This window comes from Coprococcus intestinihominis, assembly GCF_040096555.1.
GTDB lineage: Bacteria > Bacillota > Clostridia > Lachnospirales > Lachnospiraceae > Coprococcus_A > Coprococcus_A intestinihominis.
Genome location: NZ_JBBMEK010000083.1, coordinates 1 through 12,106 on the forward strand (window position 1 = coordinate 1; position 12,106 = coordinate 12,106).

Sequence of the window (12,106 nt, forward strand, 5' to 3'; positions counted from 1 at the left end):
GTCCATCTTCTTGTTCATTAGCTGTTTGAACTGTCTGCCACGGCGCATCATGTTTAACTGTTCTTCCATAATACTTCCCCTCTGTCTGATTTTCACTGATTTAAACTACACTCACCGTCTGATCTGAATTAAAAGGCGGTGAGTATTTATGATCTGTTATATTATACACCGTTTCCGGTGGTTTTTTCAAACTTTTGTCGGAAGAATTTTTAATCTGACAGATACGCTGTGACAATATCTTTGTCAACCTGCGCCCCAATGACATCATAAACCGGCTGGGCAGCCTGTTAATTGTTCAATACAGCCTGTTGATTCGCTGTGAAGCAGACTTACAGACTTTTGTGAAGCAGACTTAATACAGTATTCAGGTCGTTCACACCCATCTGTCCCGGAGCAGAGGCTTTGCCTGCTGCACCAAATGTCAGTGCAGAACCGAATACTTCACCGCAAAGACGGCTGATCACACCTGTACCTGCCATAGACATCGTAATGATCGGTCTGTCCGCATACAGTCTGTTCATCTCTTCTGTTGCAGAAAGCAGTGTCAGTACATCCAGTTTGCTCTGAGGCATCACCGCAATCTTTGGAATGTCTGCGCCAAGATCCTGCATTTTGCGAAGACGGCCAACGATATCATCCTTATCCGGTGTCTTGTCAAAATCATGGTTGGAAGCAACAACTTTGACGCCGCAGGCATGGGCTGCTTCAATAATCTCTTTCACCACTTCATCCCCTGTAAAGGCTTCCACATCCACCAGGTCTACATTGCCTGTCGCTGCGATTTCCTTGTTCAGTTTTGCATAATCTGCTGCTTCAATGGCCTTTTCGCCGCCCTCTTTGGATGTACGGAAAGTAAAAAGAATCGGTGTATCTTTTAAAACCTGGCGAAGGTCTGTCAGAACATCCTTCACTTTTTCAATATCAAAAACATTTTCAAACCAGTCTACACGCCACTCAACAACATCTACCGGAATATTTTCAAATGTTTTAGCTTCATTGATAATGTCTTCTTTTGTCACACCAACGATTGGCACACAGATTTTCGGAATACCTTCGCCGATTTTAATATTTCTAACTTCTACTGCTTTCATACTCTCAGACTCCTCTTTTTTATTGTTCTGTCTTCGCTAAAAGACTTCCGTATCTCACATTAACAAAAACTGCCAGCAGCACGCCGATAACGGTAATAACAATGTTCATCATGATCACCTGCATGGATGACATTTTCGCTGCCGCACTTAAAATTGTATAGTTGCACAGACTGGATGCGATCATGACCAGACTGGTAATGGTCCCCTTGATATTCGGGAACAGATCATTCACTGTTGCTGTTGCCATCTGAAGGGCACCGCCTGCAGCTGCATAACCGATCACAAATGCTCCCACGAAGCAGATCATCGGTGTTTTCACCAGGTAAATCAGAACCAACATGGCAACGGAAATTACCGGATAGATCACCAGGAAACGGACCTGTTTGAACTTTGTGATGAGTAAGCTTGTTACCACCAGCGCCACCATGGTTCCCGCTGAATAATATGTCTGCATCATGGAAACCGACTCTGATGGAATACCGGCGATTTCTTTACCAAATGTCTGTGCACAATTGAGCCACAGCTGGAAAGTCGCTGTACTTGTAAAACCGATCAGGATCAGTGCAATACTTTCCACTGAGAAATTGGCATTTTTCAGACTGCTGATAAAAGACTCAGATTTGGCTGCCGCATTACCTGCAGGCATCGGTGCAAAGATGGCCAGTACGCCCAGAATACCGATAGCAATACCGCCAGCTACCGGCAGTGCTGCATAGGATAAGGAAGTACCTGCTGCCACATAGGCTACCTGACTATTCGGTGAAAATGCGATGCCTATAAAAAAGATAACATAGGATGCTGCACCAATCAACACTGAAATTCTTCTTCCCAGCTTATCAGACAAAGGCCTTGCAAAAGGAAGGGAAACATCGAAGGTACCGAAGAAGAACGCAATATTCTGAATGTGCTGGCCAAACACGATTATTTGTAAAAACTCATAAAAATCCCCTATTTGATATCCCCCCTAAGAAAGAAACCTCCGCTAAAACAACGCGCACCCGCACGAAACGTTTTAGCGGAGGTTTCCTTCTTAGGGGTATTTTAAATTCAGAAAGGATCAGAGGGGATTTTTATTCGGAGTTTTTTGGCTCATCAGGGTGCGCACCGGATGATGCTTTTTAGCCGTTTTCAGCTTTAGGATATAACCATTGTAAACCGTAAAAAGTTCATTGAGCGCAATAGAAAGAAAAAAACAGCTAAATATATAACTGCTCATTCCCAAAATATCTACTCATAATACTTGTAATAATTGTACCAAAGTATGACCATTCTCTTCTTTACTCATCACTGGTCTTTTATTAAACTGCTTAAATCCATTTTCCCTTTCATAGAAATTCAAAAGTTTCTCTTTATTTTCTGCCTCCAAAAAAATGACCTTCCCACCTGCCATATATTGAATTTCTCTTATCTTATCAATTGCCAAATTAAGTAACTGCTTTCCAGTTATTCTTTTGTCATTTTCGTATTGAAAATTCTTTCCCAACTGAGCTATAAGGTACGCTGCAAGCATATATTGCTCATTCTCTTTATCTAATTTACTCACCCTTGCTATTTTTCTCTTCACAGTATTACTTAACCCTTCACAATACACTGAAATTGGTTTTATCGTAATTGTAAAATACCCCACCATTTCCTTTTCTATTTTTGTAAATACAAGATATGTAACGGACTGATTCTTTTTTGTAAAATTAATTGATTGCTCTATTAAAAATTTATGGACATCATTATTTTTAGTACAACAAAAGGTGGAGTATATACGCCTTAATAATTCTTCTCCACCCTTATCGTATCGTAAGTATTCTTTGATGTTCAACACCACAAATAACTCATTCATGTAAGAGCTTCCACTCCTCCATAAAATCCCTTATTTCATCAGGATTCTTGAGTTCTTCATACATCACCATTTCCTCATCCTTTTTCATCTGCAATGATTCCTGATAAGATACCTCTATAGCATTTGCAAAAATTTCAGCCTGCTCATTGTCCGAAATAATAAAATTCTTTAAAATACTAGATGTAGCCATTATAATCCCCCTCAATCCATTCATTCAATTTCTTCCCTATCCAACCAAGCATTTCTTCTTTATATTGCTATTATATGCAATCCGATTACAAAAAGCAATGCACATTCATCGACAAAAAACGACGCTGATTCTACAACGCCGTTCCTCTTTTCGGAATAAAAAATTCTGTCATATCTGTTTTCTCTAATTCCAACAATCGTACCTTTTTATCAATTCCGCCTGCATATCCCGTCAAGCTGCCATTTGCACCGACCACACGATGACATGGAATGATAATAGAGACTTCGTTATGCCCTACTGCACCGCCAACTGCCTGTGCAGACATATGATCCATGCCATGTTTTTCGGCCAGTTGTCCGGCAATCTCTCCGTATGTCGTTGTCTGACCATACGGGATCTGCAGCAAAATCTGCCACACTTCCTGTCTGAATGCAGAGCCGATTGGATGCAGAGGCGGTGTAAAATTCGGTTCTTCGCCGGAAAAATACACATCCAGCCACCTTTTTGCCTCTGCAAGAATCGGTGTTTCCCTCACAATATGTTCATCCGGAAGTATGTTGGCAAAGTATTTCTGCCCAACAAACCACAATCCTGTCAGACCGATTTCATCAGCAGCCAACAGGATATCCCCCATTGGTGACTGATATTGACATGTACATACCATCATTTTCCTCCATCTTACTTCTTCTGTGTCTTCGGTTTATAATCTCTCATTCCCGAAATAGCTCCGCCTGCTACTGCCCACAAATACAGACTGGCCACACTGCAGTAAGGACTAAACCGCCTGCGATACTTTTCAAACAACTTCCGGTCAATCTTGCGGTGATGATAAACCATACGAAGTCCACGCTGGATAGCCAGATCATCATAGCTGAATATATCCGGCCGCTGCAGACAGAAAAGCAAGATCATCTCCGCTGTCCATACACCAATTCCTTTCAGAGAAGCCAGTTCTTTGATGGCCGCCTCGTCCGACATCTGAGCGACTGTTTCCAGATCAAAGACGCCCTCATGAACCTTTCTGGCAAAGTCCGTAATATATTCTGCCTTACGAAAGGTCATCCCCAAAGACTGCAGCTTGGAAATGTCCGCTGAAAGAATAGTTACAGCATTCACTTCTCCCAAAGTCTCCTTCATCCGCTGCCAGATGGTTGCCTGTGCTTTCGTAGAAATCTGCTGACCGATAATATGATGAACCACTGCAGAAAACAAATCTGTATCCACTTCTCTTTCTATCATCCCTATCTGATCAATGACTTCTGACAGCTTTTTGTCTTTATTTCGAAGATAAGTTATCTCATTTTCACCATATTCAAAATACATCCTTCATCTCCCATCCACACATTCTGCACAGACTCTCTTCAATTTCTTCATCCAGATTATTCCTTTCATCCATAGCCCTGCATTACACGCTTTGCAGTTTTAACTCCCCCTATCATACCATGAAATATTCCCTTTTACAAGTGAAAAAGCAAACAGTTGTTCTTTTTAGTTTCAAAGGCAACTATTTGCTTCTGCAAAACACTATAAAAATCTATTATGCTGTCATCAAAAATACGTTCTATTCATCTGCACGTCTCAGCTTATGGATCATTTCCTCGCAGATCTCAAGTGCACTCTTGCCGTCAGTCTGAACAACGATATCCGCTGCTGCTTCATACTTTGCTCTTCTTGCTTCCATCAAATCCGCAATATACTCTACATTCTTGTGACCATTCAAAAGCGGACGTTCGTCACTGTCCTTCACGCGGTCAAGAATGGTCTGCGGGTCTGCTTTCAGAAGAACAACCTTGCCGTTCTTCTTCATCTCAGCCACGTTGCGTTCACGCATAGCCACACCGCCGCCACAGGAAATAATGACATTCTGCTTGGACTGCATGTCAATCAACAACTGTGTCTCAAGGTTGCGGAAGTATTCCTCTCCATAAGTCTCAAAAATTTCCGAAATGCTCATGCCCTGCTGTTCGGCGATCACCTGATCCATCTCAACCACATCCATGGCCAGTGCATCTCTCAAAAACGCAGAGATCGTACTCTTTCCTGCTCCCATGAAACCGATCAGCACAATATTGTAATCGAAAAGTTTCTTTCCCTGAATCTTCTTGCTGTTGTAGAGAACTCGCGCATAAATATCAGCAATCTCTTCCTGATGCACATTACCTTTCAATTCTATGTCCAGTGCCTCTATCTGTCTGCTCTCCTGCTCCGGCTGAAGAATCTGCATCTGATTCTTCTCCTTCAATGCCATAATCTTCTCAACCACATCGAATCGTTTCATCAATATATCTGCAAGCTGAGTATCACAGGATAAAAGTTCCTGCCGCAATAAATCCAGTTCCTTCATGTTCCGCTCTCCTTGTTTCTGTAGTTTAACGCTTTAAGTTATTACATTGTACCATAAATTTACAACTAAAGAAACCTGTAATTTCATTTATTTTATTGGTTATCCTGCGCAGTTTTCATACGAACTACAACATTCACAATCATCATCTGAATTTTTCTTTCCAAAAACAGGACCCGCTTTTGCGGGTCCTGATAAAAGATTCATATGTTATGCTTCATCAATGGCTTTGCCGATATCATGACGCATATATTTGTTGTCAAATTCAATCCATTCGGTTGCTTTATAGGCATTAGCTCTTGCTTCTTTCAGCGTTGTGCCTTTAGCTGTGACACCAAGTACACGTCCACCGTTTGTCACAATGCCTTTTTCATTGCGCTTTGTGCCTGCATGGAAACAATAGTAACCTTCATCCGCATGAAATTTCTCAAAACCTGTGATCGGATAACCTTTTTCGTAGGAAACCGGATAACCATCAGAAGCCAGGACAACACAAACTGCCGCATTGTTTTCAAATTCCAGATGCTTTTCAGCCAGTTTGCCGTCGATGCATGCCTCAAACATTTCCACCAGATCTGTCTTCATTCTCGGAAGTACAACCTGTGTTTCAGGATCACCGAATCTGGCATTATATTCCAGCACCTTCGGACCGTCTTCTGTCAGCATCAAACCAACAAAAAGGATGCCCACAAAATCTCTGCCTTCTGCTTTCATCGCTGCCATCGTAGGCTTGAAAATATGCTCCATACAGAAAGCATTCACTTCTTCTGTATAGAAAGGACTTGGGGAAAATGTACCCATACCGCCTGTATTTAAGCCCTGATCGCCATCTTTTGCACGTTTATGATCCTGAGCAGATGTCATCGGTACAATATTGGTTCCGTCACAGAAACAAAGGGCCGACACCTCACGTCCTGTCATAAACTCTTCCACAACCATCTGATTGCCAGCTGAACCGAATTTCTTGTCTTCCATGATCTCTTTAACACCGGCGCGGGCTTCTTCAAGATTCTGGCAGATAAGAACACCTTTGCCCAGGGCCAGACCATCAGCCTTTAATACGATTGGCATCTTGGCCGTTTCAAGATAATCAAGGGCTGCCTGCGGATCCGTGAAATTCTCATAAGCAGCAGTCGGAATACCATATTTTTTCATCAGATCTTTGGAAAAGGCTTTGGAGCCCTCGATAATGGCTGCATTCTTACGCGGTCCGAATACTCTCAGTCCTTCTGCCTCAAAAGCATCCACAATACCGCCCACCAGCGGATCATCCATGCCGATCACCGTCAGATCAATGGCTTTTTCCTTTGCAAAGGCAACCAGCTTATCAAATTCCATGGCACCGATCGGTACACATTCTGCAACTTCTTCAATACCGGCATTGCCCGGTGCACAGTAAACTTTATCTACAAGAGGACTTTCTGCGACCTTCCATGCGATGGCATGCTCTCTTCCACCGCCGCCAACGATTAATACTTTCATTCTGCTCATCCTTTCTTTCATATATAACTCAAATATCCGCCGATTCCACCAAATCAAAAGGCAGAATCGGCGGATGAACCTATTCAAAATCAACTCACAAATTCCGATACAGGATTCAAAGTCACATTGCAGACTTGGAGTCTTGAAGTCTACTCCTCTACAAACACTCTGCCATCCTTCACATGCACTTTGTCATGGGCGATCAGATCAATAACTTTCGGCATAATCTGCCATTCAGCCTGCTCCATAATTCTGCGCTGAAGCACCTCAGGCGTATCATCCGGGCGTACTTCCACCGGCTTCTGCATGATGATCGGGCCTGTATCAGTTCCCTCATCAACAAAATGCACCGTTGCACCGCTGATCTTCACACCACGCTTTAAGGCAGCCTCATGAACATGCAGTCCATAATAACCGGTTCCACAGAAAGACGGGATCAACGACGGATGGATATTGATCATCCTGTTTCTGTAGGCTTTGATCATCTTCTCTGGCACAACCACCATAAAGCCTGCCAATACAATGAGATCCACACCCCGGGCATTGACAGCTTCCAGCAGAGCATCATTAAAAAGCTCACGATCTGCATACTGTTTCGGAGAAATACATACCGCTTCAATACCGGCTTTCGCCGCTCTCTCCAGTGCTTTTGCCTTTGGATTATTGCTGATCACCACTTTGATCTCTGTGTCGGTGATACGTCCATCGGCAATGCTGTCGATAATGGCCTGGAGATTGGTGCCGCCGCCGGATACAAGTACTGCAATCTTTAACATAATGTCACACCCTTTTCGCCCTCTGTCAGTTCACCAACGATATAGGCTTTCTCACCTGCTTCTTCAAGAAGCTTCATTGTCTTATCAACATCTGCAGGATCAACACCAATCACCATACCAAGACCCATGTTGAAAGTATTGTACATCATCTGTTCGGCAATATCACCTTTTTCTGCAATAAGTTTGAAGATAGCCGGAACTTCGTAGCTATTTTTCTTCACAACAGCATGAACACCTTCCGGCAGCATACGTGGAATATTCTCATAAAATCCGCCGCCCGTAATATGGGAGCATCCCTTAAGCGTCACACCGCCGTCTTTAACTGCCTTCAGGGCTTTGACATAAATTCTTGTAGGCGCGATCAATGCTTCACCTAAAGTTGTGCCAAGTTCATCATAGTATGTATCCAATGATTCCTTTGTCATATCGAATACTTTGCGGACAAGGGAGAAACCATTGCTGTGTACACCGGAAGAAGCGATGCCGATAAGCACATCACCTTTCTTCAGATTCTCACCTGTGATCAGATCCTTCTTATCTACAACACCTACTGCAAAACCTGCAAGATCGTACTCATCCTCAGGCATCAGTCCCGGATGCTCCGCTGTCTCACCGCCGATCAGTGCTGCACCGGACTGCTTGCACCCTTCAGCAACACCGCTGACGATTGTGGCAATCTTCTCAGGATAGTTCTTGCCGCATGCAATATAATCAAGGAAGAAAAGCGGTTCACCGCCGGCACAAGCCACATCATTCACACACATAGCCACTGCATCAATACCGATCGTGTCATGTTTGTCCATAAGGAAAGCCAGTTTCACTTTTGTGCCGCAGCCATCTGTACCTGATAAAAGGATCGGCTCTTCCATTTTCTTGATATTTTCAAGAGAAAAAGCACCTGAAAATCCGCCAAGACCGCCAAGTACTTCCGGACGCATGGTTCCTTTGACAAATTTCTTCATGAGTTCTACTGATTCGTATCCTGCTTCAATATCTACACCGGCATTTTTATAATCCATTTATATTTCCTCCTTGATAAAAGCACTCTGATTATGATTAATTGTTCGATTCAAAATCCGTTCCCGGATTCTTATTTCACTATTTCTATCTGCTATTTCGTTGGGTAATCACCGTTAAAACATGCCATGCAGAAACCACCTGCGGCATCCGGACATGCAGCTACCATACCCTCACTGGACAGGAAGGCAAGTGAATCCGCTCCCGTCATCTTGCAGACCGCATCCACTCCCTGCTCATGGAAGATCAGTTTCTTCTCTTCCGGCATGGAAGCGCCATAATAACATGGATGTGAAATGGTTGCTGATGCGATCCTCAGATGGACACTCTTAGCTCCGGCATGGCGAAGCAGCTCAACTAACGTCTGAGCCGTTGTACCGCGCACCATGGAGTCATCCACAACCACAATGTTCTTGTCCTTCACCTGGCTCTTAATCACAGAAAGCTTCATATGAATCTTTCTGTCAAACAAAATCCCTTCCGGCTTCACCAGATTATTACCGTAGTATTTATTTTTTACAAAAGCATCCACCATAGGGATTCCCAGTGTATCTGCATATCCGGCTGCTGCTGCCAGACCCGAATCCGGTACCCATACAACCGCATCTGCATCTGCAGGCGCTTCCTTTGCCAGATGGCATCCCATATTGTATCTCGCCTTGTAAACTTCCTGACCACCGAAGACACTGGCCGGATGTGAATAATAAATATACTCATAAATGCAGGCACGTATCGGCTGCGCCGGCATACCCTGGATGGAATGCGGGCCTTCTGCATTGATGACCACAATCTCCCCGGGCTGGATATCTCTCACATAATCAACATTCAATTCATCAAAGGCACATGTCTCTGAAGAAAGGAACCATGAATGATCTTCCCTGCCAAGTACCAGCGGACGAATGCCCTGGGGATCTCTGACACCGATCACCTTTCTCGGCGTCATCACCAGCATCGCGTATCCGCCTTTGAGCATCGGCATAATAGAAGCAATCGCCTCCTCAATGGTCGGATAATTATTTCTTGCTCTGGAAATCAACACAGAGATTACTTCCGCCGCTTCCATTGTCTGGAATACAGAACCTTTCAGTTCCAGATCATGGCGAATCTCCTCGATATTCGTCAATCCGCCGTTTAAAGCAACAGCCATATGACCGCTTGTGTAACGGATCACGATGGGCTGTGCATTCTCGCGGGCATCCGATCCGTCATATCTGAGAATGTGGCCAATACCTGCATGTCCCTGAAGCTTCTCGAGCTTCATTTCATCAAAAACTTCTGTCACAAGGCCTTCATCCTTCACATAGGAAAAATTACCCTGATTGTCATTCACACAGATACCTGCTGCCTCCATGCCGCGATGCTGCATGGAAAACAGTCCGTAATATATTAAATGGGATGTATGAAAGCCGTTATTGTCAAACATGCCAAACAAACCACATCTGTCCATCATTTTCTCCATCTGCTTACATCTCCTTTAAATACGCTTCATAGCCGATATGCTCAAGCTTGTCAGCCTTATTCAGTACCGTCTGCTCAAGCTTGCTGCTGTATGCTTTCAGTCTCTCACGCAATGCGGCATCCTCTGTGGCCAGAATCTTGGCTGCCAGAAGTCCTGCATTCTGTGCACCATTGATGGCCACTGTAGCAACCGGTATGCCCGGTGGCATCTGGACGATAGAATAAAGAGAATCCACACCGCCAAGAGCCTTTGTCTGCACCGGTACACCAATAACAGGGAGCACCGTCATAGCCGCAGTCATCCCCGGAAGATGGGCTGCCCCGCCGGCACCTGCAATAATCACTGAAAGGCCTTTTTCCTCGGCTGTCTTTGCATATTCGCATAATCTGTCCGGTGTTCTGTGTGCCGAAACAATCGTCAGTTCATAAGGCACCTGCAATTCATCCAGTATCTCTGCTGCCTTCGACATAACCGGCAGATCGGAATCACTGCCCATAATAATGCCAACCTTTACGCTCATTCCCATTACCTCCGTTAAAACTTGATCTTTGAATGCGCATAGCGCGCTTTAAAAAGTGCATCTTCAATCGTCTTATCTGTCACTGTGATATGCCCCATCTTACGGCCAACTCTGCATTCCTCTTTGCCATAAATATGGATCTTCACTTCAGGATACTTATAAGCTTCTTCCAGTCCATGGACTTCAGCCTTCTTATTCACATTTCCGATAATATTCTTCATCACTGTCGGGCGTATCAGTTCCGTACTGCCAAGGGGCAGTCCAAGAATCGCCCGGATATGATTCTCATACTGTGAAGTCACACAGCCCTCTATTGTATAATGTCCTGAATTGTGCGGACGCGGCGCCAGCTCATTGACAAGCACATGCTGATCCTTTGTCACAAAAAGTTCGATGCAGAGCATACCATAGGCATTAAAAGCATGCACCGCTTTCCTTGCCACATCCATGGCTTCTTCCCGACAGGCTTCTGTGATATCCGCCGGTACCGTTGTCTCATCCAGAATGCTGTTCACATGCACATTTTCTGCCACCGGGAATACCGCTACATCGCCGTTAGTGCTGCGGCAGACCAAAATCGATACTTCCTTTAAAAACGGCACATATTCTTCCACCATCAGGGGCAGCCTGCCTGCGCCCAGACTCTCATAGGCCTCGCGAATATCTTCTCTTGTATGGATCACCGCATTCCCCTTGCCGTCATAACCGCCTGTACAGGTCTTCAAAATCACCGGATAACCGAAATAGTCACAATCCTCCACCAGCTGTTCATAAGAGTCTGCCTTTCGAAAATCAGGAACCGGCAGACCATGTGACATCAGCCACTGCTTCTGATCGTATTTGTTCTGAATATGCAAAAGTGTCTCACTGGAGGGATAAACAGGACATCCCTTTGCCTCCACCTGCTGCAGCGCCTTCACACTGATGTGCTCAAATTCATACGTCACCACATCCACCTTCGAGGCCAGTTCCTCAATGGCTGCCACATCATCAAAATCTGCTACAATATGTTCATCTGCAATGCTGTGAGCCGGGCAATGCAGGGTTGGATCAAGAATTACAAAATAATCATCCAGCCGCTTAGCATCAAGAATCATCATTTTGCCAAGCTGACCGCCACCGATAATACCGATCTTATGCATGTTAAACGCTCCTTTTATAATGATATCTTATAAATAAGTGGATACTCTTATTATAAACCATTCTTATAAATTCACTTTTTCCTACCAAAAAGGCAAAATTCATCAGAATCTGACTCTATTGTAACCGTACTGAGCTTTTACGTCAATACTTAAGCGAAAAAAAGGAAAGGTTCTTTCACCTTTCCTTTTTTATTTAAAATGTATCGTTGATACTATATAAGCACAGCTTATATGTTGAGTGGCTCATTCAGTGC

13 protein-coding genes are annotated in these 12,106 nt (G+C 44.1%); all 13 read right to left on the reverse strand.

What is annotated here, in order from left to right; genetic code table 11:
- Nucleotides 1-329 precede the first annotated feature (329 nt).
- Nucleotides 330-1,091 (reverse strand): type I 3-dehydroquinate dehydratase, encoded by a 762-nt coding sequence (gene aroD / locus WMO25_RS08130; RefSeq protein ID WP_349084903.1) that lies wholly within the window; start codon nt 1,089-1,091, stop codon nt 330-332.
- 19 nt (nt 1,092-1,110) lie between these two features.
- Nucleotides 1,111-1,935 (reverse strand): MFS transporter, encoded by an 825-nt coding sequence (locus WMO25_RS08135; RefSeq protein WP_435384304.1) that lies wholly within the window; start codon nt 1,933-1,935, stop codon nt 1,111-1,113.
- 387 nt (nt 1,936-2,322) lie between these two features.
- Nucleotides 2,323-2,925: a GNAT family acetyltransferase gene (locus WMO25_RS08140; protein ID WP_349084905.1), complete on the reverse strand. Its 603-nt coding sequence runs from the start codon at nt 2,923-2,925 to the stop codon at nt 2,323-2,325.
- The gene (locus WMO25_RS08145; protein ID WP_349084906.1) at nt 2,918-3,139 is read right to left on the reverse strand and encodes a hypothetical protein; all 222 of its coding nucleotides are present in this window, start codon (nt 3,137-3,139) and stop codon (nt 2,918-2,920) included. The genes WMO25_RS08140 and WMO25_RS08145 overlap by 8 nt, the downstream gene beginning before the upstream one ends.
- Nucleotides 3,140-3,245: 106 nt before the next feature.
- A complete protein-coding gene (locus tag WMO25_RS08150) occupies nt 3,246-3,779 on the reverse strand; it encodes a methylated-DNA--[protein]-cysteine S-methyltransferase (protein WP_349084912.1) in 534 nt (177 codons plus the stop codon).
- A gap of 14 nt (nt 3,780-3,793) precedes the next feature.
- Nucleotides 3,794-4,438 (reverse strand): DNA-3-methyladenine glycosylase family protein, encoded by a 645-nt coding sequence (locus WMO25_RS08155; protein ID WP_215690897.1) that lies wholly within the window; start codon nt 4,436-4,438, stop codon nt 3,794-3,796.
- A gap of 238 nt (nt 4,439-4,676) precedes the next feature.
- Nucleotides 4,677-5,459 (reverse strand): shikimate kinase, encoded by a 783-nt coding sequence (locus WMO25_RS08160; protein ID WP_349084908.1) that lies wholly within the window; start codon nt 5,457-5,459, stop codon nt 4,677-4,679.
- A 207-nt stretch (nt 5,460-5,666) separates the two neighbouring features.
- On the reverse strand, nt 5,667-6,938 hold the full coding sequence (gene purD / locus WMO25_RS08165; RefSeq protein WP_349084909.1) for a phosphoribosylamine--glycine ligase: 1,272 nt from the start codon (nt 6,936-6,938) through the stop codon (nt 5,667-5,669).
- A gap of 149 nt (nt 6,939-7,087) precedes the next feature.
- On the reverse strand, nt 7,088-7,714 hold the full coding sequence (purN, locus tag WMO25_RS08170; protein ID WP_227082074.1) for a phosphoribosylglycinamide formyltransferase: 627 nt from the start codon (nt 7,712-7,714) through the stop codon (nt 7,088-7,090).
- Nucleotides 7,708-8,733, reverse strand: coding sequence for a phosphoribosylformylglycinamidine cyclo-ligase (gene purM / locus WMO25_RS08175; protein WP_349084911.1), 1,026 nt, complete (start codon nt 8,731-8,733; stop codon nt 7,708-7,710). Before purM ends, purN begins: the two co-directional genes overlap by 7 nt.
- 92 nt (nt 8,734-8,825) lie before the next feature.
- The gene (gene purF / locus WMO25_RS08180) at nt 8,826-10,190 is read right to left on the reverse strand and encodes an amidophosphoribosyltransferase (RefSeq protein ID WP_117527728.1); all 1,365 of its coding nucleotides are present in this window, start codon (nt 10,188-10,190) and stop codon (nt 8,826-8,828) included.
- A 4-nt stretch (nt 10,191-10,194) separates the two neighbouring features.
- Nucleotides 10,195-10,710, reverse strand: a complete 516-nt coding sequence (gene purE / locus WMO25_RS08185) for a 5-(carboxyamino)imidazole ribonucleotide mutase (protein WP_015515041.1) — start codon at nt 10,708-10,710, stop codon at nt 10,195-10,197.
- A 14-nt stretch (nt 10,711-10,724) separates the two neighbouring features.
- Entirely contained in the window at nt 10,725-11,852 is a 1,128-nt protein-coding gene (locus WMO25_RS08190; protein WP_117540270.1) for a 5-(carboxyamino)imidazole ribonucleotide synthase, read from the reverse strand.
- Nucleotides 11,853-12,106 lie beyond the last annotated feature (254 nt).